We start from the raw sequence: 22,577 nt of genomic DNA, 5'->3' as shown, positions 1-22,577 counted from the left end.
ACTCACGCAACGGAACGGCGCCCCGCGGGGCGCCGCTTCATATTCGGCGCAAGCGGGATCAGTTCACCCTGGTCCAGGCCTGCGCCTTGCAGATCAGCCCGCCCGCGACGCAGCCCGAAAGCTTCATCGCGCTGCCCGAAAGCGCGATCTTGCCGATGTAGATCTTGTCGTTCGAAGGCCGCCAGACCTTGCCCTCATAGGCGCCCGGCCCTTTCGGCACCATGTCGATGACGATCTGCCGCCCGACATTGGGCGAGTCGTAAGGCCCGGTCTCCTTGAACGATTTCACGATCGTGCCGCAAAAGGCCGGACCGCAGGGGGCGATCTTCACATGGGCATAGGCGCCGTCATCGGGCTGGGTCTGCCACAGCCCCTCGATCGGATCGGCCGCGGCCATCCCCGCCACAAGGCAAAGCGCCATCGCCATCAGCGTTGTTCTCATCGGTGTCTCCTCCCGGTTTCCCTGCGCGTCATTGCGACACAGCGCCCGATTCCCGGCAAGCCTGACGTGACGTTGACCCGGCCTTGGCAAGCGCCGCCGCCCGTGGCAAGAGGCGGGCAGCGAAAGGAGCCTCCGATGATCCTCTACCCGGCAATCGACCTCAAGGACGGCAACTGCGTGCGGCTTTTGCACGGCGAGATGGACAAGGCCACGGTCTTCGGCACCGATCCGGCGGCGCAGGCGGCGAAGTTCGAGGCGGCGGGCTGCGCCTGGGTGCATCTGGTCGATCTCAACGGCGCCTTCGCGGGCGAGCCGGTGAACGGCGCCGCGGTCGAGGCGATCCTGGCCCGCATCACCGTTCCGGCTCAACTTGGCGGCGGCATCCGCGACATGGCGACGATCGAGCGCTGGCTCTCAAAGGGGCTGGCGCGGGTGATCCTCGGCACGGTGGCGGTGGAAAACCCGGGCCTCGTGCGCGAAGCGGCGAAGACCTTCCCGGGGCAAGTGGCGGTCGGCATCGATGCGAGGAACGGCAAGGTGGCGACCAAGGGCTGGGCCACGGAAACCGACGTGCTGGTGACGGATCTGGCGAAAAGCTTCGAAGATGCGGGCGTGGCGGCGATCATCTATACCGACATCCTGCGCGACGGCGCGATGTCCGGCCCGAATATCGAGGCGACCGAGGCCCTCGCCCGCGCCGTCTCGATCCCGGTGATCGCCTCGGGGGGCGTGTCGTCCCTGCCCGATCTGATCGCGCTGCGCGACACCGGCGTGATCGCAGGCGCGATCTCGGGCCGCGCGATCTATGACGGTGCGCTTGATCTGCAAGCGGCGCTTGCGGCGCTGAAGGCCTAGGGGGGCGCTGCCCCCCGTCCCTGCGGGACGCCCCCCGAGGTATTTTCGGCAAGATGAAAGGGCTTGGGGTTCATCTTGCCAAAAATACCTCGGGGTGCGGGGCAGAGCCCCGCGTCCAGCGCTTTCCAAGCCGCAAGACGCCCGCTAGAAAGGCGCCAAAGGAGTGCCCCATGCTCAAGACGCGCATCATTCCCTGCCTCGACGTGGCCGATGGCCGCGTGGTGAAAGGCGTGAACTTCGTCAACCTGATCGACGCGGGCGACCCGGTCGAGGCCGCCAAGGCCTATGACGCGGCGGGCGCGGACGAGCTGTGTTTCCTTGACATCCATGCCACGCATGAAAACCGCGGCACGATGTTCGATCTGGTCACCCGCACCGCCGAGCAATGTTTCATGCCGCTGACCGTGGGTGGCGGCGTGCGCACGCACAATGACGTCCGCGCGCTGCTTCTGGCGGGCGCCGACAAGGTCAGCTTCAACTCGGCCGCCGTCGCCAATCCCGATGTGGTGGCCGAAGCCGCCGATCGTTTCGGGTCGCAATGCATAGTCGTCGCCATCGACGCGAAGACGGTGGAGCCGGGGCGGTGGGAGATTTTCACACATGGCGGGCGCAAATCGACCGGCATCGACGCCGTCGAATTTGCCCGGCAGGTCGAGGCAAAGGGCGCGGGCGAGATCCTGCTCACCTCGATGGACCGCGACGGCACCAAGGCCGGGTTCAACCTGCCCCTGACCCGCGCCATCGCCGATGCGGTGAAGATCCCGGTGATCGCGTCGGGCGGCGTCGGCACGCTCGATCACCTCGTCGAGGGCGTGACCGAGGGCCATGCCTCGGCCGTTCTGGCCGCCTCGATCTTCCATTTCGGCACTTATACGATCGGCGAAGCGAAAGCCCATATGGCCGCCGCCGGCATTCCGATGAGGCTTGCATGACCGCCCTTTCCCGTCTGGCCGCCACCGTCGAAGCCCGCAAGGGCGCCGACCCCGACAGTTCCTGGACCGCGAAGCTTTTCGCCAAGGGCCCGGAAAAATGCGCCGAGAAATTCGGCGAGGAGGCGGTCGAGGCGATCATCGCCGCGGTCAAGAACGACCGCGAAAATCTGGTCTACGAGGCCGCCGACGTGCTTTACCATCTGGTCGTCATGCTCGCCGCGCGCGACGTGACGGTCGATGAGGTTCTGGCCGAGCTGGACCGCCGCGCAGGCACCTCGGGCCTTGCGGAAAAGGCCGCGCGCGGCTGAAAGGTCGCGCTCGAAGCGCTTGCAAAATCCCCCCCTGCCCCGCAGGCTGCCTCAAAGCGGGAGGGGAAAATGAACGAGACACCCAAGGGGTACTGGGTCGGCCATGTGACGGTCGACGATCCGCAGGCCTATCAGGCCTACCGCACCGCCAATGCCGCAGCCTTTGCGAAATACGGGGCGCGCTTCCTTGTCCGCGGTGGCGAGATGGAGGTGGTCGAGGGCGATCTGCGCCCCCGCACCATCGTCATCGAATTCCCCAGCCTCGCCGCCGCCCGCGCCTGTTATCTCAGCCCGGAATACCAGCACGCGCTGGCGCTGCGGACGCCGGTCTCCGACGCCGACATCTGTATCGTCGAGGGCTGGATCGGCTGAGCCTCAGCCGATCTTGCCGCGGACGCCGCCGGTCTGGGCGCGGTCCAAAAGCAGGTGATCGAGGATCACGCAGGCCATCATCGCCTCGGCCACCGGCACGGCGCGGATGCCGACGCAGGGATCGTGGCGGCCCTTCGTCACCACCTCGACCGGCTCGCCTGCGGTGTTGATCGAGCGGCGCGGCGTCAGGATCGAGGAGGTCGGCTTGACCGACATCCGCACCACGATCGGCTGCCCGGTGGTGATGCCGCCCAAAATCCCGCCCGCGTGGTTCGACAGATACTCGGGACCGTTCGGCCCCATCACGATCTCGTCGGCATTGTCGGTGCCCAAAAGCGCCGCCGCCGCCATGCCCTCGCCGATCTCGACGCCCTTGACCGCGTTGATCGTCATCATCGCCGCGGCAAGATCGCTGTCCATCTTGGCATAGATCGGCGCGCCCAGCCCCACCGGGCAGCCCGTCGCCACCACCTCGATCGCCGCGCCGACCGAATTCTGATCCTTGCGGATCGCGGCGAGATAGTCGGTCCATTCGTCAACGGCGGAGGCATCGGGCAAAAAGAACGGGTTGCGCAGGATTTCGGCGGCATCGAAATGGGCGCGGTTCAGATGTTTCTCGCCCATCTGCACCATGTAGCCGGTGATCGTCAGCCCCGGCACCAGCGCCCGCAACACCGCCTGCGCGACGCCCCCCGCCGCCACCCGCGCCGCGGTTTCCCGCGCCGAGGACCGCCCGCCGCCGCGCGGATCGCGCAGCCCGTATTTCTGGTGATAGGTGATGTCGGCATGGCCCGGGCGGAACTGCCGCGCGATCTCGCCGTAATCTTTCGAGCGCTGATCGGTGTTCTCGATCATCAGCTGGATCGGCGTGCCGGTCGTGCGCCCCTCATAGATGCCCGAGAGGATCCGAACCCGGTCGGGTTCCTGCCGCTGCGTCGTCATCGCCGACTGGCCCGGGCGGCGACGGTCCAGAAACACCTGGATGACCTCTTCCGAGATCTCGATGCCGGGCGGGCAGCCGTCGACCGTGGCGCCCAGCGCAGGCCCGTGGCTTTCGCCCCAGGTGGTGACGCGGAAGATGTGACCGAAGCTGTTGAACGACATGGGGCCCTCCGTTTGCATCCGCCATAAGCCAAGGCCGCGCGCCGATAAAGCGCGAACTGCCCCGCTTTCCCACGCAAGCATCGGATTTATCCCCGGGATTCCGCAGGCTTCACGACTTATCCACGATAATCTGCTTTACACAGGGGTCTGCAGGCCCCACGATATCTTGTAGGGACGGCAGGGAAAACTGCCGCTCATAGTGGCCCCGGCGAATCCTAGCGGGGCTCTTTGATGGGCACACAGGCAAGCAGGGACGCGCATGGCACTGAGCGAAGATTTCCTGGACGGGTCCGACCTGCATCCGATCGATGTGGTCGAGAGCGTCGCGCTTGCCTATGATTGGGACTTCGACCGCGTCGCCCATGACCAGATCGCGATGACGGTCGAGGGGCAGTGGCGGTCCTATGCGATCACGCTCGCCTGGTCGGACAGCGAAGAGACGCTGCGGCTGATCTCCACCTTCGAGATCGACCCGCCGAAAGACCGCGAAGCGGCGCTTTACGAGCTTCTCAATGCGATCAACGATCAATGCTGGACCGGCGCCTTCACCTTCTGGTCGGCGCAAAAGCTGATGGTCTGGCGCTACGGGCTGGTGCTGGCGGGCGGTCAGGACGCCGCGCATGAACAGATCGACCGGATGATCCGCTCGGCGCTGACGGTGTCGGAACGCTTCTATCCGGCGATGCAGCTGACCACCTGGGGCAATGACACGCCCGAGGCGGCGATGAAAGTCGCCATTGCCGAGGCTTACGGCCGCGCCTAATCTGCCCCCAAAAGGGGGATTGCGATGGATTTTTCCGATATCGAGGCCCGCGGGCTGGTGCTTTTGGGCTGTGGCAAGATGGGCTCGGCGCTGCTTTCGGGCTGGCTGCGGCAGGGGCTTTCGCCGGCCGCCGTGCATGTGGTCGAGCCGTTTCCAAGCGATTGGCTGAAGGCTTCGGGGGTGGCGCTGAACGGCGCCCTGCCCGCAGCGCCCGCCGTGGTTCTGGTGGCGGTGAAGCCGCAGATGATGGCCGAGGCGCTGCCGGGGCTGCAGGCGATGGGCGGCGGTGACACGCTTTTCGTCACTGTCGCCGCGGGCACGACGCTTGCGAAATATGCAGCGATTCTGGGGGCTTCGACGCCGGTGGTGCGGGCGATGCCGAACACCCCCGCCGCGATCGGCCGCGGCATCACCGCGATCTGCGGCAATGCCACCGCCACGCAAGCGCATCTGGATCTGGCCGAGGGGCTTCTTTGCGCCGTCGGTCAGGTGGTGCGGCTGGAGGGCGAGCATCAGATGGATGCGGTCACCGCCCTGTCGGGCTCGGGCCCGGCCTATGTCTTTCACCTGATCGAGGCGCTGGCCGCGGCGGGCGAAGCCGAGGGGCTGCCCGCGGATCTGGCGATGAAACTGGCCAAGGCCACCGTGGGCGGCGCCGGGCAACTGGCGGAAGACGCGACCGAAAGCCCGGCGCAGCTGCGGGTGAACGTCACCTCTCCGGGCGGCACGACGGCGGCGGCGCTGGCGCATCTGATGGACCCCGAAACCGGCTTTCCGGCCCTGTTGCAACGCGCGGTCAAGGCCGCGGCCGATCGCGGCCGGGAACTCGGCCAATGACCGAGATCAGCTACGACGACTTCGCCAAGATCGATATTCGGGTGGGGCGCATCGTCGAGGTGCAGCCCTTCCCCGAGGCGCGCAAGCCCGCCTACAAGCTTCGGGTCGATTTCGGCCCCGAGGTGGGGGTGAAGAAATCCTCGGCGCAGGTGACGGTGCATTACACGCCCGAAACGCTGCTGGGGCGTCAGGTTCTGGGCGTCGTCAACTTCCCGCCGCGCCAGATCGGGCCGTTCCGCTCTGAAGCCCTGGTGCTGGGCCTGCCCGATGAGACCGGCGCCGTGGTGCTGATCGGCCCGGGACAGGATGTGCCCTCGGGCGGAAAGTTGTTCTGATGCGGGTTCTGGTCACGCGGGCGCTGACGCCCCGGGTCGCGGCGCTCCTGCGCGACGAATTTGCCGCCGAGTTTCGCGAGCGTGACGCGCCGATGACGCTGCCCGAGGCGCGGGACGCGCTGGCCGCCTATGACGCGCTTCTGCCGACGCTTGGCGATGCGCTGCGGGCCGAGGCCTTCACCGGCCCCATCCGCGCGAAATTGCTGGCAAATTTCGGCGTCGGCGTGAACCATATCGACGTGGCGGCGGCCAAGGCGGCGGGGATGGCGGTGACGAATACCCCCGGCGCCGTCACCGATGCCACGGCCGATATCGCGATGACGCTTTTGCTGATGTCAGCACGCCGGGCGTCGGAGGGCGAGCGGATGCTGCGCGCGGGCGGCTGGACCGGCTGGGCGCCGACGCAGATGCTGGGCGCGCATGTGACGGGCAAGCGGCTGGGCGTGATCGGCATGGGCCGGATCGGTCAGGCGGTGGCCAAACGCGCCCATTTCGGCTTCGGCATGCCGGTCAGCTATGCCGCGCGCAGCCCGAAAATCCTTGATGTCCCGGCCCTGCCCCTGCCCCTGCCCGATCTGCTGGCGCAATCGGATTTCGTCGTGCTGGCCGTGCCCGCGACGCCCGAGACGCGCCACCTGATCGGCGCGGCGGAACTTGCCCTGATGCCGCCCCATGCGCATCTGATCAATGTCGCGCGCGGCGATGTGGTCGACGAGGCCGCGCTGATCGAGGCCCTTGCCCGGGGCCGGATCGGCGGCGCGGGGCTTGATGTCTATGAACGCGAGCCCACCGTCCCCCCTGCCCTGCGCGGTTTGGAAAACGTCACGCTGCTTCCGCATCTGGGCACCGCGACCGAGGAAGTCCGCGATGCGATGGGGCTGATGGCCGTCGAAAATCTGCGCGCCTTCCGTGACGGCACGCCGCTGCCAAACGCTTTATGAAGGCTTGACGACAGCCGCGCCCCGGAAGAATTTGACCCCGACCCTGGGGGAGCCTTCATGTATCAGCCAGCCATCACCGCAACCGGCGTCTTCGTGCCGCCCGATGCGATTTCGAACGATGACCTTGTGGCCGCGTTCAACGCCTATGCCGACCGGTTCAACGCCGCGCATTCGGACCAGATCGCCGAAGGCGAGATCAGCCCGCTCGAGCATTCCTCGTCCGAGTTCATCCTGAAAGCCTCGGGGATCGAGAGCCGCTATGTGATGGACCGCTCAGGCATTCTGGACCCCGACCGGATGTATCCGGCGCTGCGCCAGCGCTCGGATGACGAGCCCGGGATCATGGCGGAAATGGCGGTGGATGCCTGCCAAAAGGCGCTGGCGAAAGCCGGGCGCAGCGGGGCCGAGGTCGATCTGGTGATCTGTGCGGCCTCCAACATGGAGCGCGCTTATCCCGCGATTGCGATTGAAATTCAGCAACTTCTGGGCGCGAGCGGCTTTGCCTTCGACATGAACGTCGCCTGTTCCTCGGCCACCTTCGGGATTCAGGCGGCGGCTGACATGATCCGGGCGGGCTCGGTGCGGCGCGCGCTGGTGGTCAGCCCGGAAATCACCTCGGGGCATCTGGAATGGCGCGACCGCGATTGCCATTTCATTTTCGGCGATGTGGCGACGGCGGTGCTGATCGAACGGCAGGACGATGCGGCGCAGGGCTTTGCGATCCGCTCGGTGAAATGCGCGACCGAGTTTTCGAACAACATCCGCAACAACAACGGCTTTCTGCGCCGCACCCGGCCCGACGGGCTGGCGGATCGGCGCGACATGCAATTCATGCAGGAGGGCCGCAAGGTCTTCAAGGAAGTGCTGCCGCTGGTCTCGGCGCATATCCTGCATCATCTGGAGGCCGAGGGCGTGGCGGCGAGCGATCTGCGGCGGCTCTGGCTGCATCAGGCGAACAAGACGATGAACGATTTCATCGGCCGCAAGGTGCTGGGGCGCGACCCGGAACCGGGCGAGCAGCCCAACATCTTGCAGGAATTCGCCAATACCTCCTCGGCCGGGTCGATCATCGCCTTTGACCGGTTCTCGGAGGACCTGAAACCGGGCGAGACCGGGCTGATTTGCTCCTTCGGGGCGGGCTATTCGGTCGGCTCAGTGATCGTCGAGCGGTTCTGAAACGGCCGGTCCGGGCGGATCAGGAAAGGCGCTGCCTTTCCCCGCCCGCTTGCGGCCCCGCCGTCCCAAGACCGTTTGCCCCAAGCCCGAACAGAGGCCGGCGCCCGTCCCGGCGGGCGAGAAGCGCCCGCCATGGGCGGGGCGGGCGCTGGCAGGGACGCTTTGGCGTCCGGCCTGACAAGGGGACATGTACCGCAAGGCCGAGGCACGGGCCTCGGCCAAGACGGGCAGCCCCTATTCCGCCGCCCAGTCCGCCACCGGCGGGCAGGTGCAGACAAGGTTCCGGTCGCCATAGACGTTGTCGACCCGCCCCACCGGCGGCCAATATTTGTCGACGCGGAAGGCCCCGGGCGGGAAGCAGCCCTGCTCGCGCGAGTATTTCCGGTCCCATTCCGCCACCAGATCCTCGACCGTATGCGGCGCGTGATGCAGCGGGCTGTCCTCGGGGCCAATCCGCCCCTCGGCCACGTCGCGCACCTCTTCCCGAATCGCCAGCATCGCAGTGATGAAGCGGTCGATCTCGGCCTTGGTCTCGCTTTCCGTGGGCTCGACCATCAGCGTTCCCGCCACCGGCCAGCTCATCGTCGGCGCATGGAAACCGTTGTCGATCAACCGCTTGGCGATGTCATCAACGGTCACGCCCACTTCGGCAAAGGGGCGGGTATCGAGGATGCATTCATGCGCCACCCGGCCGCGGTTGCCCATGAAGAGGATCGGATACTCCGCCTTCAGCCGCGCCGCGATATAGTTCGCATTCAGGATCGCCACCCGCGTCGCCTGCGCCAGCCCCTCGCCGCCCATCATCAGGCAATAGGCCCAGGAAATCAAAAGGATCGACGCCGAGCCATAGGGCGCGGCCGAGACCGCCCCCGCCTTGCCGTCGGTCTCCACATGGCCGGGCAGATAGGGCGCAAGATGCGCCTTGACGCCAATCGGTCCCATGCCCGGACCGCCGCCGCCATGCGGAATGGCAAAGGTCTTGTGCAGGTTCAAATGGCTCACGTCCGAGCCGCATTCGCCCGGCTTCACCAGCCCCACGAGCGCGTTCATGTTCGCGCCGTCCATATAGACCTGCCCGCCAAAGCGATGGGTGATGGCGCAGATTTCCTTGACCGTTTCTTCGAACACGCCATGGGTCGAGGGGTAAGTGATCATGCAGGCCGCCAGCCGATCCCCCGCCTGTGCCGCCTTGTCGGCGAAATCCTCAAGATCCACGTCGCCATTCGGCGCGGATTTGACCACGACGACCTTCATCCCCGCCATCGCCGCCGAGGCCGGGTTGGTGCCATGCGCCGAGACCGGGATCAGACAGACATCGCGCTGCGCGTCACCGCGGGCCCGGTGATAGGCGGCAATCGTCATCAGCCCGGCATATTCGCCCTGCGCGCCGGAATTGGGCTGCATCGAAAACGCGTCATAGCCGGTGATTTCGCACAGCTTCGCGGTCAGATCCGCGATCATCTCGGCATAGCCGCCCGCCTGATCGGCCGGAACGAACGGGTGCAGCGAGTTGTAGCGATGCCAGGTCAAGGGCGCCATTTCCGCCGCGGCATTGAGCTTCATCGTGCAGGAGCCAAGCGGGATCATCGCCCGGTCGAGCGCCAGATCGCGGTCGGACAGGCGGCGCATGTAGCGCATCATTTCCGACTCGGCGCGGTTCATCTGAAAGACCGGATGCGTCAGATAGTCGGTTTTCCGCAGCATTTCCGCAGGGAACCCAAGGGCTTGCCCCATCGGCGGCACGGTCTTGATGCCGAAACTGTCCAAAAGCCGCACCAGCACGTCTTCGTCCGTCACCTCGTCGATCGAGATGCCAACGCGCCCCTCGCCCACCTTGCGCAGGTTGATGCCATGCTGGCGCGCGGCGGCCATGATGCCTTGCTGCCCCACGCCCACCCGCACAGTGATCGTGTCGAAGAACGCCTGCGGCGCCACATCGGCCCCGGCCGCGACCAGCGCATCGCGCACCCGCACGGCGTTCAGATGCACCCGCTCGGCAATCGCGCGCAGCCCCTTCGGCCCGTGGAAAACGGCGTAGAAACTGGCGATCACCGCCAGAAGCGCCTGCGCCGTGCAGACGTTCGAGGTCGCCTTTTCGCGCCGGATATGCTGTTCGCGCGTTTGCAGCGACAGCCGATAGGCCTTGTTGCCCCGCGCGTCGATCGACACGCCGACGATCCGCCCCGGCATCGTGCGTTTCAGACTGTCACGGCAGGACATGAAGGCCGCATGCGGACCGCCAAAGCCCATCGGCACGCCAAAGCGCTGCGCCGAGCCCACCGCGATATCGGCCCCCATCGCGCCCGGTTCCTTGAGCAGACACAACGCCAGCAGATCCGTCGCCACCACCGCAATCGCCCCGGCTTCATGCAGCATCGCGATGTAATCGGTGAAGTCGCGGACATGGCCATAGGTGCCCGGATATTGGAAAATCGCCCCGAAAACCGCATCGGGCACCAGCTCGTCGGGCTGGCCCTTGACGATCTCGATCCCGAACGGCGCGGCCCGGGTTTCCAGCACCGCCACCGTCTGCGGATGCAGGTTGAGATCCACGAAAAACGCCCGCGCCTTCGATTTGGCGGACCGTTCCGCCATCATCATCGCCTCGGCCGCGGCGGTCGCCTCGTCGAGCAGCGAGGCATTCGCCACCGGCAGACCGGTCAGATCGGCGACCATGGTCTGATAGTTCAGCAACGCCTCAAGCCGGCCTTGCGCGATTTCCGGCTGATAAGGCGTGTAGGCGGTATACCAGGCCGGGTTTTCCAGCACGTTGCGCTGGATCGCGGGCGGCGTCGCGGTGCCGTAATAGCCCTGCCCGATCAGCGAGGTCATCACGGCATTCTTCTTTTGCACCTCGCGCAGCTTGTCGTGCAGCTCGTGCTCGGTCATCGGCGGCCAGGACAGCGGAGCCGCCTGACGGATCGCCTGCGGCACCGTCTCGTCGATCAGCGCGTCGAGGCTTTGCACCCCCACCACCTTGAGCATCTGCGCCATCTCGGACGGGCTTGGCCCGATGTGGCGGCGGTTGGCGAAATCGTAAGGGTCGTAATCGGTGGGGGTGAAGCTCATGTTTTTACTCGATTTATCCGATGAAATCCTCATAGGCGCCCGCGGACATGTAGTCCTCGACCGCCGCCAGATCGGCGACCTTCATCTTGAAGAACCAGGCGTCCATCGGCTTTTCATTCACCAGCGCCGGGGTGTCGGGCAGGGCCTCGTTCACTTCGACGATCTCGCCCGCCAAGGGCGCCAGAATGTCGGAGGCGGCCTTGACCGATTCGATCACAGAAACCTCGTCGCCCTTTTCGACCTTGCGGCCCACCTCGGGCAGCTCGACGAAGACGACATCGCCCAGCTGTTCGCTGGCATGTTCGGTGATGCCGACGACGACAAGGTCGCCCTCGACGCGCAGCCATTCGTGTTCGGGGGTGTAACGGATCGCCATCGTTGGCTCCTATCGCTTGTAGCTGGTGGGATGGAAAGGCAGGTCGGAAACGCGGGCGGGCAGCCGCTTGCCGCGGACCTCGCCGTAAACAAGGGCGCCGGGGGCCAGATCCGCGGGCAGACAGGCCATCGCCATCGGACCGTCGATCGAGGGGCCAAAGCCGCCCGAGGTGACCCGGCCGATGGGGCTGCCGCCCGTCGCTTCGGCATAGATTTCAACGCCTTCGCGCATCGGCGCCCGGCCCTCGGGGCGCAGGCCGATGCGTTTGCGCGCGGCCCCCTCGGTCAGCTCGCGCAAGATACGATCCGCGCCCGGGAAACCGCCTTCGCGCGCGCCGCCGGTACGCCGCGCCTTCTGGATCGCCCAGGCCAGACCCGCCTCGACGGGCGAGGTCTCGGTGTCGATGTCATGGCCGTAAAGCGGCATCCCGGCCTCCAGCCGCAGGCTGTCACGCGCGCCAAGGCCGATCGGCGCCACTTCGGGCATCGCCAGAAGCGCGCGGGCAAAGCCCTCGATCACGCCTTCGGGTACGGAAATTTCAAAGCCGTCCTCGCCGGTATAGCCGGACCGGGACACCCAGAGATCGGCGCCCTCCCAAATGAAGCTCGCCGTGTCCATGAACCGCATCGCGGCAACGCCCGGGATCAGCCGCGCCAGCGCGGTTTCCGCCTGCGGGCCTTGCAGCGCCAGCAGGCCGCGACCCTCGACCACGATCACGCCGGGCACATGGGCGCGCAGATGGGCGATATCGGCCTCGGCGCAGCCGGCATTGACGACCAGAAACAGATGATCGCCGCGGTTCGCCACCATCAGATCGTCCAGGATGCCGCCCGCGTCATTGGTGAACATCGCATAACGCTGCCGGTTCAGCCCGAGCCCGGCGATATCGACCGGCACCAAAGCCTCCAGCGCCGCCACCGCTTCGATCGGCAGGATCACCTGCCCCATGTGGCTGACGTCGAACAGCCCGGCCGCAGCGCGGGTGTGCAGATGCTCTTTCAGCACCCCCATCGGATATTGCACGGGCATGTCCCAGCCCGCAAAGGGGACCATCTTCGCCCCCAATTCCACATGCAGATTGCAAAGCGCCGTGCGCTTCAAGCCCGTATCCCCGGCCATCGCATCCCCCAAGCCGGAAACCCGGCACCGAATCCCTGGGCTTTCGCCCGCTCGATGCCCCCCCTGTCCCTGCCTGTCGGCGCCTGAGATCGTTATCCCTTCGGCGGACCTTCCCGAACGTCCCGGGCGGGGTCACTCTCCAGAGTTCTTTGTCAGAACGGTCCTTTTGCCTGAGAGTTTACCGGGGCGGTTGCTCCTTCGGCCCTGACCTTGCGGCCAGCGTCTCCCGATCCTGACGCCTCCGATCTAGCCCGTCGTGCGACACTCTGGCAAGAGGGAAAAACAAATCCGACGCTTTCGGGAAAAATCCGACACCCTCTCGCCCGGACAGCAAAAAAGGGGCCGGAAAACCCGCCCCCTTTCATCTTGCCCGAAATACCTCGGGGGTCTGGGGGCAGCGCCCCCAGCCGTCACACCTTGGCGCGCACCTTCTGCATCAGCGGCATCAGATCGGCCATCTCGGGCCCATGCGCCTGCCCCGTCAGCGCCTTGCGCAGCGGCATGAACAGCCCCTTGCCCTTGCGGCCGGTGGCCTCCTTGACCGCGGCGGTCCAGGCGGCCCAGGTGTCCTTGGCAAAGGGCAGATCGGGCAGAAGCGCCAGCGCCACGGCGACGAATTCGGCGTCTTCCGGGTCGATCACCGCTTCGGCGCCCTCCAGCACCAGCTCGGCCCAATGCGCAAGGTCCGACAGCTTGTCGATGTTCTTCGAGGCGACGGCCCAGAAATCCCGCGCCAGATGCGGCGGAATGCCGAGCTTGCGGATCTCGTCCTCGACCTTTTCAAACGGCAGGTGCTGGTTGCGCGCCCGCGTCAGCGGGATCAGATCCTCGGGGTCGAATTTCGTCGGCGCCGCGCCGAATTGCGACAGATCGAAGCCCTCGGCGATCTCGTCGAGGCTCATCCGCAGCTCGACCGGCTGGCTCGACCCCAGCCGCGCCATCAGGCTCAACAAAGCCTCGGGGGCGATGCCATTCGCCCGCAGATCGCGGATCGAGAGCGTGCCGAGCCGCTTCGACAGTTCCTCGCCCTTCGCGCCGGTCAGCAACGAATGGTGCGCAAAACTCGGCGGCACGCCCCCCAGCGCCTGCATGATCTGGATCTGCGTCGCGGTGTTGGTCACATGGTCGGCGCCGCGCACGATATGGGTCACGCCCATCTGGATGTCATCGACCGAGGAGGCAAAGGTATAAAGCACCTGCCCGTCGGCCTTGATCAAGACCGGATCCGAAACCGAGGCCGCGTCGATCGAAATGTCGCCGATGATGCCATCATGCCATTCGATCCGGGTCTGATCGAGCAGGAAGCGCCAGTAGCCGTCGCGGCCCTCTTCGCGCAGCCGGGCCTTGTCCTCGGCCGAAAGCTTCAGCGCCGCGCGGTCATAGACCGGGGGCTTGTGCATGTTCAGCAGTTTCTTGCGCTTCAGGTCCAGCTCGGTCGGGCTTTCGAAACATTCGTAAAACCGCCCCACCGACCGCAGGCTTTCCGCCGCCGCCTCGTAGCGGTCAAAGCGCGCCGACTGCCGTTCCTCGCGGTCCCAGGTCAGGCCGAGCCACTCCAGATCCGCCTTCAGCGCATCCACATATTCCTGCTTCGAGCGTTCCTGATCGGTATCGTCGATGCGCAGGATGAAGGTGCCGCCGGCCTTGCGGGCGACAAGGTAGTTCATCAGCGCGGTGCGCAGGTTGCCGACATGGATGTAGCCGGTCGGCGAGGGGGCGAAGCGGGTAACGACGGTCATCGGGCTCTCCTGTTGACTGTCTGCTCTTTCACAGGCCGAGGGTTTTGTCCATATCTGGCGGGGAAAGCCTGCCCCCGCGGGAATGAAGGAGCCGTGAAGATGACCCTCTGGAAAGGCCGCGAGGCGCCAAGTCTGGCCGAGATCGAAGCGATGGCTGAAGCCGCCCGCGCTGCCCTGCCCGAGGCGTTTCGCGCCCCCGCCGCCGCGGTGGTGCTGCGGGTGGAGGATTTCGCCGCCGATGCGGTGCTCGACGAGATGCAGATCGAAGACCCGTTCGAGCTGACGGGTCTTTACGAAGGCGTGCCGCTGACGGAAAAATCGGTCTTCGACCCGACGGGGCCGGATGTGATCTGGCTGTTCCGGCGTCCGATCCTGGATGAATGGGCCGGGCGGGGCGATGTCCCGCTTGATGCGCTGGTCGCGCATGTCTTCGTGCACGAGCTGGCGCATCATTTCGGCTGGTCGGATGACGATATCGCCCGCATCGACCGCTGGTGGGAATGAACGGGGCCGCCCCTGCCGGACCGCCCCGCCCTGTCCGCATTCTCAGGCGGCGTCGGTTATCTCCATCCGCACCAGGGTCTGGTTGAGCAGGATATAGGCGATCTCGCCGAAGGTGACCGGGCCGGTGAAGGCGCCGGTGCGCTGACCTTCCAGCTCGCCGTAAAGATAGTTCAGGATGCAGTTGCAGGAATATTGCCCCGCGCCCGCCGCGCCCGCGCCCTGCGCGAAGGCCTGCGCATAGGAGCCCAGCGCATTGGCCAGACGATATTCCACCCCGGCCACGACCGGGGCATAGAATTTCACCTCGCCCGCCGCGACATCGACCGACTGGATCGAGACATTGACCAGCGCGCCCGCGTAATTCGCCACCAGCGGCAGACGGGTGTCGATGCCGTTTTCAGTGATGTAGCGCGCCAGATCGACCTCGGCCCCGTTGACCCGGGCGGTCCGCGCCGAAAATCCGCCCTCGGCGAAGCTGAAGGTCAGTTTCGCATCATCGCCCTGCGCGAAGATGTTGAGAATGTCGAGATCGATCGCCACGCCTTCGGGCAGGGCGACATGCAGCAGCACCGCGCCCTCGTCATGCCCCTTGCCGGTGGCGCCGTCGAAGACCTTGGGCGCCTTCTTGCCGATGTCATCCAGATGCACGCCGGTGATCCAGCCCGCCAGCGGCTGATCGAACAGCCCGGGCCAGGTCTGACCGTCCACCGCGAATTGCGCATGCGCGACCGAGAAGGCCGGGATCATGATCATGGTAACGCCGCCGGGCTTGTAACCTTCGGCGATGCGGGGCAACTCGTCCACCCACAGATGGCGCGGCGTCGCGGCGCTGGCCTTGGGGAAGGTGGTGCAGAAAAGCTTGTCGCGCACCACCGCGCCACCATCCTCGGTGACGAAATAGACGGTGGTGCCGCCGATCCAGGCCCCGCGCGGCAGCTGCGCCAGAAGCGATTCGTCGCCGGCGATCGCCATCACGTCGCCCGCTTCGATCCGTTTGGCCGCCTCGGCGACCGTGAGCATTTCGTTCTTCATCGGTCGTCTCCGTTCAGAATTTCGCCGCATCGGCCAGGGCAAAGGGGTTCTTCGCCACGAAGTCCCGCAATTCCCCGATCTTTCCGGCCAGGGCCGCCGGTGCTTCCGCAACTTCGCGGCGCAACCGCGAGATCAGGATGCGCGTGGCAAGCGAGGCCGAGGACAGATCGGAAGTGCCGGTAAGAACCCGTTTCCAGCGCGGATCGGACAGGTCGGGAATCATGTTTCTCCTCCTCAGGATGTGACGCGCATCACACCAGCAATGCGTTAAAGACCGGTTTCCGCCCTTCCCCCCTGCGCGCGAACCTGCAATGTTAGCGCCAAAGACCCGAAACCGGCCCCCGGGCCGCAGGAAAGACCCGGCATGACCGCCATTTTGACCGTCACCCTGAACCCCACCGTCGATCTTTCGATCCATGCCGATCAGGTCGCCCCCGAACGCAAGCTGCGCTGCACCCGCCCCGAAACCGATCCCGGCGGTGGCGGGCTGAACGTCAGCCGGGCGATCTCGGCGCTTGGCGGGCATTCCACCGCCTTCGTGGCGCTGGGCGGGCCGACCGGCGACAAGGTCATGCATCTGCTGGCCGAACAGGGGATCGGCCTGGCCCCCTTCCCGGCGCCCGGCGAGACGCGGCAAAGCCTGACCGTCACCGATGCGGCGACGGGCGAACAATACCGCTTCGTCATGCCCGGCCCGACCTGGTCCAGCAGCGACGTGACGAAGGTGATGGACCGGATCGCGAAAGCGGCGCCGGAAAACGGCATCGTCGTGCTCTCGGGCAGCCAGCCGCCGGGCGTGCCCGACGATTTCCCGGCGCGGCTGGCGACGAAGATCTCCCGCACCCGGGCGCGGTTCTTTCTGGATACCTCGGGCAAAGCGCTGCACCAGCTGCTGACCGCCGGGGCGAAGCCCGTCGACGTGCTGCGGATGGACGATCTTGAAGCCGAGGAACTGGCGGGCCGCGCCCTGCCCGCGCGCGCCGACAGCGCCGATTTCGCGCAGGACCTGGTCCGGCGCGGCATCGCCCGCGCTGTCGTCGTCGCCCGCGGCGCCGATGGCAACGTGCTGGCGACCGAGACCGAGCGCTGGGTGGCGCAGGCCATTCCCGACAAGGTCGTGTCCAAGGTCGGCGCGGGCGACAGTTTCGTCGCCGCCTTCACCCTCAGCCTCGGCCGCGGCCTGAGCCTGCCCGAGGCGCTGCGTTGGGGCGCGGCAGCGGCGGCGGCGGCGGTGATGACGCCCGCCACCGATCTCTGCACGCTCGCCGATGTGAAACGGCTTTTGCGCGTCTCGACGCTCGAGACGATCTGAGGCCCCAAAACCGAACGCGAGGGGGGCTCTGCCCCCCTGCGCCCCCTAGCCTGCGCGCCGCACCATGAGGGTGAGCGCAAAGATCCCCGCCGCCACCGCGACGATCGAGGGACCGGCAGGCGTGTCGAAGGCGAGCGAGGCCTGCAACCCGCCCAGCACCGCAAGCGCGCCAAGCGCGGTGGCGCTCAGTGCCATCGTCTCGGGGCTGCGCGCCAGTTGCCGCGCCGCGGCGGCGGGCACGATCAGCAGCGCCGCGATCAGCAGCGCGCCGACGATCTTGATCGCCACCGCCACCGTCAGCGCCAGCGCCAGCACCAGAACCAGCCGCTCGCGCCGCGGATCAAGCCCCGAGGCCTGCGCCAGTTCCTCGTTCACCGTCGCGGTCAAAAGCCCCTGCCAGCGCCAGGCCAGCACCGCCGCCACCAGCACCGAACCGCCCCAGATCACCGCCAGATCGGCGCGGCTGACCGCCAGGATATCGCCGAAAAGAAAGGCCGAAAGATCGACGCGCAGCCCGGACAGGAACGAGGCCGCGACGAGACCGAAGGCCAGCGCCGAATGGGCCAGCACCCCCAGAACCGTGTCCATCGCATGGCCGCGCCCGGACAGGCTGGCCACCGTCAGCGCCATCGCCAACGCCACGGCAAGCGTGCCCGCATAGACCGACACGCCAAAGCCATAGGCCAGCGCCACCCCAAGAATGGCGGCATGCGCCGTCGCATCGCCGAAATAGGCCATGCGGCGCCAGATCACGAAAGAGCCGAGCGGCCCCGTCGCCAGCGTCAGCCCGACGCCGCCCAGCGTCGCGCGGGTCAGGAAATCGTCAAGCATCGTGACGGCACTCCGGTCCATGCACATGCGGATGCGCCTTGTGCGGTGCGGCGGGATCGTGACCGTGGCCCTCGTCATGTTCATGGTCATGGTCATGCACATGGCGGTAAAGCGCGAAGGCCCCGCCCGTCCCCAGCCCGAAGAGCGCGCGATATTCCGGCGCGGCCGAGACCACCTTGGGCGTGCCCGCGCAGCAGACATGGCCATTGAGGCAGACCACCCGGTCCGAGGCCGCCATCACCACATGCAGATCATGACTGACCATCAGCACCGCGGCGCCGGTCTCGGCCCGGACCTCCTCGATCAGCCGGTAAAAGGCCGCCGTGCCGGGCTGATCGAGCCCCTGCGTCGGCTCGTCGAGGATCAGCACCTGCGGCGCGCCCAGCAGCGCCCGCGCCAGCAGCACGCGCTGGAACTGCCCGCCCGAAAGCCGGGCGAGCGGCCGCGGCCCCAGCGTCGGCACGCCGACCCGCGCCAGCGCCGCGGTGGCCGCCGCATCCGGGACGCGCCGGGGCAGCGACAGGAAGCGGCGCACCGTCATCGGCAGACCGGCGTCAATATGCAGTTTCTGCGGCACGTAGCCGATGCGCAGCCCGGGCGCGCGGGTGACCCGCCCCGTCGCCGCCGGTTCCAGCCCGATCAGCGCCCGGATCAGCGTCGATTTCCCCGAGCCGTTCGGCCCCACGACCGTGACGATCTCGCCCGGCGCAAGGGTGAAATCGACCCCCGCCAGCACCACCGCCTCGCCATGGCGCACGGACAGATTTTCCGCCGAAATCAGGGGGATCATGTCGCCGCCTCGGCCCGGGCACGGCAGGCGGGGCACAGGCCCACCGCCTCGAAACTGGCGCGCTCGATGGCAAAGCCAAGCGCGCCCGCGACCTGATCCAAAGCCGCCCGCACCGGCGCCGCCTGTGCCTCGGCCACGGCGTCGCAATCGCGGCAGATCAGAAAGACCGGCGCATGAACCTCGCCCGGATGCATGCAGGCGGCAAAGGCATTGAGCCCCTGCACCCGATGCGCCAGACCCGCCTCGACCAGAAATTCGAGCGCCCGATAGGCCACCGGCGGCTGATTGCCGAAGCCCTCGGCCGAGAGCCGGTCGAGCACCTCATAGGCGCCCATCGCCCGATGGGCTTCCAGCAGGATCTGCAGCACCCGCTTGCGCACCGGGGTAAAGCGCAACCCCCGCCGCGCGGCTTCCGCCTCGGCCCGCGCCAAGGTGTCGCCCGCGCAATGCGCATGGTCGTGATGCGCGAAGGCGCGGCCCGGATCGGTCTTGCCGTTCATGTTACTCTATCACATTTTGCTTGACTTGTTATCTCATAACATAGAGAACCGGCTCCCGACCCGCAAGCCTTGCCGAGGAACCCCATGCAACGCCCCGCCCTGACACGCCCCGCCCTGACCGCCCTGCTTTTGTCCGCCCTTGCCAGCCCGTCCCTCGCCGAGGTGCCGAAGGTGGTGACCGACATTCCGCCGGTGCAATCACTTGTCGCGCAGGTGATGGGCGATCTGGGCAGCCCCGCCGTTCTGCTCGAACAGGGGGGGAATGCGCATTCCTACCAGCTCAAGCCCAGCCAGGCCGCGGCGCTGCAAGAGGCCGATCTGGTGCTCTGGGTCGGCCCCGAGATGACGCCCTGGCTCGATCGGGCGATCGACGGGCTGCAGGGGCCGGGCAAGGCGGTGGCGCTGCTCGATGCGCCCGGAACGCTGCTGCAGGATTTCGGCGGCAAGCCGCATGTCGGCGGCCATGAAGGCCACGATCACGACGCGCACGATCACGAGGAGCATGGCGAAGAGCACCACCACGAGGGGCTTGACCCGCATGCCTGGCTCTCGCCGGTGAATGCGGGCACCTGGCTGACGCTGATCGGCTCGGAACTGGCGCGGCGCGACCCCGAACATGGCGCGACCTATATCGCGAATGCGGCGCAGGCGCGGCTGCGGCTGGCGATGCTCGACGCGAAACTGATGGCGGATCTTGCCCCGCTCAAGGGCCGTTCCTTCGTCACCTTCCACGATGCCTATGGCTATTTCACCAGCCATTACGGGCTGAGCGCGGCGGGCTCGGTGTCGATGGGCGATGCGGCCGAGCCGGGCGCCGCGCATCTGACCGCGCTGCGCGACAGCCTGAGTGCCAAGGGCGTCGTCTGCGCCTTCCCCGAGGCGAACCACGACCCGAAACAGGTCGACATGCTGCTGGAGGGGACGACGGTGAAACGCGGCGCGGCGCTTGACCCCGAGGGCTCGACCCTGCCCTATGGGCCTGCGCTTTACGACCAGGTGCTCTCGGGTCTCGGCCAGGCGATGCGCGACTGCCTCGCGCCGTAATCCCTTGTTCTTTGGGGCCTTCCGTGCTGGAGTAGCACCAGAGCGGGAGGCCCCATGACATCAGATATCCGCCGTTTCGGCACCACCGGCACCGGCCAGAGGGTCGCGGCGATCACGCTGCGCGCGGGCGAGCTGACCGCGCGCATCCTGACCTTCGGCGCGACGCTGCAGGATCTGCGGCTGGCGGGCACGCCCTGGCCGCTGGTGCTGGGATCGGATCTTCTGGCCGCTTACGAACAGCGCCTGCACTGGTGTGGCGCCGTCGTCGGGCCGGTGGCGAACCGGCTTTTCCGGGCGCAGGTGACGCTCGACGGGACGCTCTGGCAGGCGCAGCCCAATGACGGGGCGAACCTGCTGCATTCGGGCGCCGAGGGAATCTCGCAGCGCATCTGGACGATCGAGGAGGCCAGCGCCGAAGCCGTGACGCTGCGCCTTGATCTGCCCCATGGCGCGGCGGCACTGCCCGGCAACCGGGTGATCCGCGCCACCTACCGGCTGGCGCCCCCGGCCACGCTGGAAATCACGCTTGCGGCCGAAACCGATGCGCTGACGCTGATGAACCTGGCACATCACCCCTATTGGAACCTGGACGGCACGGCGACGACGGCGGGGCACAGCCTCTCGGTCGCGGCGGATCAGATCCTGCCCACCGATGCCGAAAACCTGCCGCTTTCCCCGGTGCCGGTCGAGACGCTGACCCTCGATCTGCGGCACCCCCGCCCGCTGCCCGACCTGCCCCCGGTCGATCACAATTTCTGCCTGTCGGGCAAGGGCTTGCGCCCCGTGGCGCAGCTGACGGGCGCAAAGGGCGTAAGCCTTGATCTGCACAGCGACGCGCCGGGGCTGCAGGTCTATGACGGCCGCGCGCTCCAGTCCGCCCCCTTCCCCGGGCTGATGGGCAGCCCCTATGGCGCCCATGCCGGGGTGGCGCTGGAGCCGCAGCTTTGGCCCGATGCGCCCCGCCATGCCGATTTCCCGCCGATCACGCTTGCGCCCGGCACGCCTTGGCGGCAACGTAGCGCCGTGCACCTGACCCGCCGTCCCGCCGCTTGAAGAGGCCCCATGACCGCGCCTGCCCCCTCGGATCTGACGCAGCTTTTCGCCGATCTGGCCAGCGCCTTCGGCCTGAGCCGCGCCGCCGGGCAATGCCTGGCCGCGATCTGGCGGACCACCGACACCCCCTCGGCCGAGGATCTGGCGACGGGGCTTGGCCTCTCGCGCTCGAATGTTTCGGTCGCGCTCAAGGAATTGCGTCAGGCCGGGCTGGTGCAGGTCAGCCGCAAGCCCGGGCTGCGGCGCGATTACTTTACCGCCGATCCGAACCCCTGGGCGCTGTTGCGCGCGGGGCTTGCCGAACGGCACCGGCGCGAGATCGCGCCGCTCGTCGACCGGATGACCGCCCTTGCCCAGGCCGAGGAGGACACGCGAATGCAGGATCTGGCCGAGATGGCCAGGGCGGCCTCGCAGTGGTTTGCCAAAATGATGCGCCGCGATCTGACCGAGCTGATGCAGACGATGGGCGCCGACCGCCCCGAAAAGAAGGCCAAGAAAAAGCACCGGACCGAGAAGTGAGCCGGCCTACCGCCCGCCCTGCGTCGCGCGTTTGGGCGCCGCGATCGCGCTTGCGGGAATATCGGTGAACCGCGCGGTGGGCTCGTCCATCAGATCCTCGATGAAGATCGACACCAGCTGGCTGCGCGTCGAGACCCCGGCCTTGCGATAGATCGACGCCGTCTGCGCCTTCACCGTGCCTTCCGAGGTGGCGCGCAGACCGGCAATCTCGGCCAGGGTCAGCCCCTTGATCGCAAACAGCGCCACCTCCCGCTCGGCCGTGGTCAGCCGCCATTCGGCGAAGCGCTCGCTCAGCAATTCGGCAAAGGCGGTCGAGGCGCGGCGCAGTTTCTCGGTCGCCACCTCGGCCTCGTGCCGGGCCGAAAGCAGCGCCTGCGCGCCGAAGACCAGCCCCAGCACCAGCCCGAGCGCGGCCGAGATTTCCATCGCCTCGCGCAGTTTCCAGTTGATCGGCGCGACCTCGATGCCCAGCACCGAAAACACGATGTCGGAGACGAAGAACAGCGCGGTCACCGTCTGGACCAGGAACAGCGGCAGCAGCGCGACACGCAGGTTCAGCCAGGCCGGGCGCCGCCGCGGGCCTTGCGGCGGGGGGGGAAGGTCGGTCGGATCGGTCAGGGCCAT

At 67.2% G+C, this 22,577-nt stretch carries 26 protein-coding genes and 1 riboswitch; of the genes, 14 read left to right on the top strand and 12 right to left on the bottom strand.

Translation table 11 applies throughout. The features are described from left to right. Positions 1–58: 58 nt before the first annotated feature. A complete protein-coding gene (locus LY44_RS11765) occupies positions 59–442 on the bottom strand; it encodes a DUF2147 domain-containing protein (protein ID WP_055212922.1) in 384 nt (127 codons plus the stop codon). 135 nt (positions 443–577) lie between these two features. On the opposite strand from LY44_RS11765, the gene hisA reads away from it, so the two are divergent. The 4 genes from hisA (at position 578) to LY44_RS11745 (ending at position 2,909) form a co-directional block, all read left to right on the top strand. After that, positions 578–1,297, top strand: coding sequence for a 1-(5-phosphoribosyl)-5-[(5-phosphoribosylamino)methylideneamino]imidazole-4-carboxamide isomerase (hisA, locus tag LY44_RS11760; protein WP_055212921.1), 720 nt, complete (start codon positions 578–580; stop codon positions 1,295–1,297). Between the two features lie 170 nt (positions 1,298–1,467). Beyond that, on the top strand, positions 1,468–2,229 hold the full coding sequence (gene hisF / locus LY44_RS11755; protein ID WP_055212920.1) for an imidazole glycerol phosphate synthase subunit HisF: 762 nt from the start codon (positions 1,468–1,470) through the stop codon (positions 2,227–2,229). Then, complete coding sequence (locus LY44_RS11750; RefSeq protein WP_055212919.1) at positions 2,226–2,537, top strand: phosphoribosyl-ATP diphosphatase; 312 nt, start codon at positions 2,226–2,228, stop codon at positions 2,535–2,537. The genes hisF and LY44_RS11750 overlap by 4 nt, the downstream gene beginning before the upstream one ends. Before the next feature lie 69 nt (positions 2,538–2,606). Beyond that, positions 2,607–2,909: a DUF1330 domain-containing protein gene (locus tag LY44_RS11745; protein WP_055212918.1), complete on the top strand. Its 303-nt coding sequence runs from the start codon at positions 2,607–2,609 to the stop codon at positions 2,907–2,909. A gap of 3 nt (positions 2,910–2,912) precedes the next feature. On the opposite strand, the gene aroC is transcribed toward LY44_RS11745, so the two are convergent. Then, the gene (gene aroC, locus LY44_RS11740; RefSeq protein ID WP_055212917.1) at positions 2,913–4,013 is read right to left on the bottom strand and encodes a chorismate synthase; all 1,101 of its coding nucleotides are present in this window, start codon (positions 4,011–4,013) and stop codon (positions 2,913–2,915) included. A 259-nt stretch (positions 4,014–4,272) separates the two neighbouring features. Between aroC and LY44_RS11735 the strand changes: the two genes are divergently transcribed. The 5 genes from LY44_RS11735 to LY44_RS11715 are packed head-to-tail and all read left to right on the top strand — an operon-like array spanning position 4,273 to position 8,065. Beyond that, positions 4,273–4,776 (top strand): type III secretion system chaperone family protein, encoded by a 504-nt coding sequence (locus tag LY44_RS11735; protein ID WP_055212916.1) that lies wholly within the window; start codon positions 4,273–4,275, stop codon positions 4,774–4,776. Between the two features lie 24 nt (positions 4,777–4,800). Next, positions 4,801–5,613 (top strand): pyrroline-5-carboxylate reductase, encoded by an 813-nt coding sequence (gene proC / locus LY44_RS11730; protein WP_055212915.1) that lies wholly within the window; start codon positions 4,801–4,803, stop codon positions 5,611–5,613. Then, positions 5,610–5,948, top strand: a complete 339-nt coding sequence (locus LY44_RS11725; protein ID WP_055212914.1) for a tRNA-binding protein — start codon at positions 5,610–5,612, stop codon at positions 5,946–5,948. The genes proC and LY44_RS11725 overlap by 4 nt, the downstream gene beginning before the upstream one ends. Continuing rightward, positions 5,948–6,889, top strand: a complete 942-nt coding sequence (locus tag LY44_RS11720) for a 2-hydroxyacid dehydrogenase (protein ID WP_055212913.1) — start codon at positions 5,948–5,950, stop codon at positions 6,887–6,889. Before LY44_RS11725 ends, LY44_RS11720 begins: the two co-directional genes overlap by 1 nt. 57 nt (positions 6,890–6,946) lie before the next feature. After that, on the top strand, positions 6,947–8,065 hold the full coding sequence (locus tag LY44_RS11715; RefSeq protein ID WP_055212912.1) for a beta-ketoacyl-ACP synthase III: 1,119 nt from the start codon (positions 6,947–6,949) through the stop codon (positions 8,063–8,065). 234 nt (positions 8,066–8,299) lie between these two features. On the opposite strand, the gene gcvP is transcribed toward LY44_RS11715, so the two are convergent. The 4 genes from gcvP to gltX form a co-directional block, all read right to left on the bottom strand. After that, on the bottom strand, positions 8,300–11,134 hold the full coding sequence (gcvP, locus tag LY44_RS11710; RefSeq protein WP_055212911.1) for an aminomethyl-transferring glycine dehydrogenase: 2,835 nt from the start codon (positions 11,132–11,134) through the stop codon (positions 8,300–8,302). A gap of 13 nt (positions 11,135–11,147) precedes the next feature. After that, complete coding sequence (gene gcvH / locus LY44_RS11705; protein ID WP_055213141.1) at positions 11,148–11,504, bottom strand: glycine cleavage system protein GcvH; 357 nt, start codon at positions 11,502–11,504, stop codon at positions 11,148–11,150. A gap of 15 nt (positions 11,505–11,519) precedes the next feature. Beyond that, positions 11,520–12,629 (bottom strand): glycine cleavage system aminomethyltransferase GcvT, encoded by a 1,110-nt coding sequence (gene gcvT / locus LY44_RS11700; protein ID WP_055212910.1) that lies wholly within the window; start codon positions 12,627–12,629, stop codon positions 11,520–11,522. 148 nt (positions 12,630–12,777) lie between these two features. After that, a riboswitch (glycine riboswitch) is annotated at positions 12,778–12,868 on the bottom strand. A gap of 171 nt (positions 12,869–13,039) precedes the next feature. Continuing rightward, complete coding sequence (gltX, locus tag LY44_RS11695) at positions 13,040–14,368, bottom strand: glutamate--tRNA ligase (protein ID WP_055212909.1); 1,329 nt, start codon at positions 14,366–14,368, stop codon at positions 13,040–13,042. A gap of 99 nt (positions 14,369–14,467) precedes the next feature. On the opposite strand from gltX, the gene LY44_RS11690 reads away from it, so the two are divergent. Beyond that, complete coding sequence (locus LY44_RS11690; protein ID WP_055212908.1) at positions 14,468–14,872, top strand: metallopeptidase family protein; 405 nt, start codon at positions 14,468–14,470, stop codon at positions 14,870–14,872. A 42-nt stretch (positions 14,873–14,914) separates the two neighbouring features. Here LY44_RS11690 and LY44_RS11685 read toward each other — a convergent pair whose 3' ends face one another. Next, positions 14,915–15,904, bottom strand: a complete 990-nt coding sequence (locus LY44_RS11685) for a DUF6976 family protein (RefSeq protein ID WP_055212907.1) — start codon at positions 15,902–15,904, stop codon at positions 14,915–14,917. A gap of 13 nt (positions 15,905–15,917) precedes the next feature. Beyond that, on the bottom strand, positions 15,918–16,127 hold the full coding sequence (locus tag LY44_RS11680) for a hypothetical protein (protein ID WP_055212906.1): 210 nt from the start codon (positions 16,125–16,127) through the stop codon (positions 15,918–15,920). Positions 16,128–16,268: 141 nt separating this feature from the next. On the opposite strand from LY44_RS11680, the gene LY44_RS11675 reads away from it, so the two are divergent. Then, positions 16,269–17,216 carry a 1-phosphofructokinase family hexose kinase gene (locus tag LY44_RS11675; protein ID WP_055212905.1) on the top strand — a complete coding sequence of 316 codons (948 nt, stop codon included), beginning with the start codon at positions 16,269–16,271 and terminating at the stop codon, positions 17,214–17,216. A 45-nt stretch (positions 17,217–17,261) separates the two neighbouring features. Here LY44_RS11675 and LY44_RS11670 read toward each other — a convergent pair whose 3' ends face one another. From LY44_RS11670 to LY44_RS11660, 3 genes are read right to left on the bottom strand one after another with little or no spacing between them, the layout of a single operon-like run. After that, the gene (locus LY44_RS11670) at positions 17,262–18,047 is read right to left on the bottom strand and encodes a metal ABC transporter permease (protein WP_055212904.1); all 786 of its coding nucleotides are present in this window, start codon (positions 18,045–18,047) and stop codon (positions 17,262–17,264) included. Beyond that, entirely contained in the window at positions 18,040–18,837 is a 798-nt protein-coding gene (locus tag LY44_RS11665; protein ID WP_111396019.1) for an ATP-binding cassette domain-containing protein, read from the bottom strand. The genes LY44_RS11670 and LY44_RS11665 overlap by 8 nt, the downstream gene beginning before the upstream one ends. After that, positions 18,834–19,337, bottom strand: a complete 504-nt coding sequence (locus LY44_RS11660; RefSeq protein ID WP_055212903.1) for a Fur family transcriptional regulator — start codon at positions 19,335–19,337, stop codon at positions 18,834–18,836. Before LY44_RS11660 ends, LY44_RS11665 begins: the two co-directional genes overlap by 4 nt. 84 nt (positions 19,338–19,421) lie before the next feature. Between LY44_RS11660 and LY44_RS11655 the strand changes: the two genes are divergently transcribed. From LY44_RS11655 to LY44_RS11645, 3 genes are read left to right on the top strand one after another with little or no spacing between them, the layout of a single operon-like run. Beyond that, positions 19,422–20,381, top strand: coding sequence for a zinc ABC transporter substrate-binding protein (locus tag LY44_RS11655; RefSeq protein ID WP_055212902.1), 960 nt, complete (start codon positions 19,422–19,424; stop codon positions 20,379–20,381). 54 nt (positions 20,382–20,435) lie between these two features. Next, positions 20,436–21,434: an aldose epimerase family protein gene (locus LY44_RS11650; RefSeq protein ID WP_055212901.1), complete on the top strand. Its 999-nt coding sequence runs from the start codon at positions 20,436–20,438 to the stop codon at positions 21,432–21,434. Between the two features lie 9 nt (positions 21,435–21,443). Beyond that, entirely contained in the window at positions 21,444–21,953 is a 510-nt protein-coding gene (locus tag LY44_RS11645; protein WP_055212900.1) for a GbsR/MarR family transcriptional regulator, read from the top strand. A gap of 6 nt (positions 21,954–21,959) precedes the next feature. On the opposite strand, the gene LY44_RS11640 is transcribed toward LY44_RS11645, so the two are convergent. Next, positions 21,960–22,577 carry a helix-turn-helix transcriptional regulator gene (locus LY44_RS11640; RefSeq protein WP_055212899.1) on the bottom strand — a complete coding sequence of 206 codons (618 nt, stop codon included), beginning with the start codon at positions 22,575–22,577 and terminating at the stop codon, positions 21,960–21,962.

Origin of the sequence: Rhodobacter capsulatus (assembly GCF_003254295.1) — a bacterium.
Lineage (GTDB): Bacteria > Pseudomonadota > Alphaproteobacteria > Rhodobacterales > Rhodobacteraceae > Rhodobacter > Rhodobacter capsulatus.
This window is presented reverse-complemented; position numbering and strand designations above follow the sequence as displayed.

Coding starts and splice junctions, on each gene's coding strand:
- LY44_RS11715 (WP_055212912.1), top strand. CDS start 6,947: ATGTATCAGCCAGCCATCACCGCAACCGGCGTCTTCGTGCCGCCCGAT.
- LY44_RS11655 (WP_055212902.1), top strand. CDS start 19,422: ATGCAACGCCCCGCCCTGACACGCCCCGCCCTGACCGCCCTGCTTTTG.
- hisF (WP_055212920.1), top strand. CDS start 1,468: ATGCTCAAGACGCGCATCATTCCCTGCCTCGACGTGGCCGATGGCCGC.
- LY44_RS11680 (WP_055212906.1), bottom strand. CDS start 16,127: ATGATTCCCGACCTGTCCGATCCGCGCTGGAAACGGGTTCTTACCGGC.
- LY44_RS11665 (WP_111396019.1), bottom strand. CDS start 18,837: ATGATCCCCCTGATTTCGGCGGAAAATCTGTCCGTGCGCCATGGCGAG.
- LY44_RS11765 (WP_055212922.1), bottom strand. CDS start 442: ATGAGAACAACGCTGATGGCGATGGCGCTTTGCCTTGTGGCGGGGATG.
- LY44_RS11640 (WP_055212899.1), bottom strand. CDS start 22,577: ATGGCCCTGACCGATCCGACCGACCTTCCCCCCCCGCCGCAAGGCCCG.
- LY44_RS11675 (WP_055212905.1), top strand. CDS start 16,269: ATGACCGCCATTTTGACCGTCACCCTGAACCCCACCGTCGATCTTTCG.
- LY44_RS11645 (WP_055212900.1), top strand. CDS start 21,444: ATGACCGCGCCTGCCCCCTCGGATCTGACGCAGCTTTTCGCCGATCTG.
- LY44_RS11720 (WP_055212913.1), top strand. CDS start 5,948: ATGCGGGTTCTGGTCACGCGGGCGCTGACGCCCCGGGTCGCGGCGCTC.
- hisA (WP_055212921.1), top strand. CDS start 578: ATGATCCTCTACCCGGCAATCGACCTCAAGGACGGCAACTGCGTGCGG.
- gcvT (WP_055212910.1), bottom strand. CDS start 12,629: ATGGCCGGGGATACGGGCTTGAAGCGCACGGCGCTTTGCAATCTGCAT.
- LY44_RS11670 (WP_055212904.1), bottom strand. CDS start 18,047: ATGCTTGACGATTTCCTGACCCGCGCGACGCTGGGCGGCGTCGGGCTG.
- LY44_RS11735 (WP_055212916.1), top strand. CDS start 4,273: ATGGCACTGAGCGAAGATTTCCTGGACGGGTCCGACCTGCATCCGATC.
- LY44_RS11750 (WP_055212919.1), top strand. CDS start 2,226: ATGACCGCCCTTTCCCGTCTGGCCGCCACCGTCGAAGCCCGCAAGGGC.
- LY44_RS11725 (WP_055212914.1), top strand. CDS start 5,610: ATGACCGAGATCAGCTACGACGACTTCGCCAAGATCGATATTCGGGTG.
- gcvP (WP_055212911.1), bottom strand. CDS start 11,134: ATGAGCTTCACCCCCACCGATTACGACCCTTACGATTTCGCCAACCGC.
- LY44_RS11650 (WP_055212901.1), top strand. CDS start 20,436: ATGACATCAGATATCCGCCGTTTCGGCACCACCGGCACCGGCCAGAGG.
- LY44_RS11745 (WP_055212918.1), top strand. CDS start 2,607: ATGAACGAGACACCCAAGGGGTACTGGGTCGGCCATGTGACGGTCGAC.
- aroC (WP_055212917.1), bottom strand. CDS start 4,013: ATGTCGTTCAACAGCTTCGGTCACATCTTCCGCGTCACCACCTGGGGC.
- proC (WP_055212915.1), top strand. CDS start 4,801: ATGGATTTTTCCGATATCGAGGCCCGCGGGCTGGTGCTTTTGGGCTGT.
- LY44_RS11685 (WP_055212907.1), bottom strand. CDS start 15,904: ATGAAGAACGAAATGCTCACGGTCGCCGAGGCGGCCAAACGGATCGAA.
- gltX (WP_055212909.1), bottom strand. CDS start 14,368: ATGACCGTCGTTACCCGCTTCGCCCCCTCGCCGACCGGCTACATCCAT.
- LY44_RS11690 (WP_055212908.1), top strand. CDS start 14,468: ATGACCCTCTGGAAAGGCCGCGAGGCGCCAAGTCTGGCCGAGATCGAA.
- LY44_RS11660 (WP_055212903.1), bottom strand. CDS start 19,337: ATGAACGGCAAGACCGATCCGGGCCGCGCCTTCGCGCATCACGACCAT.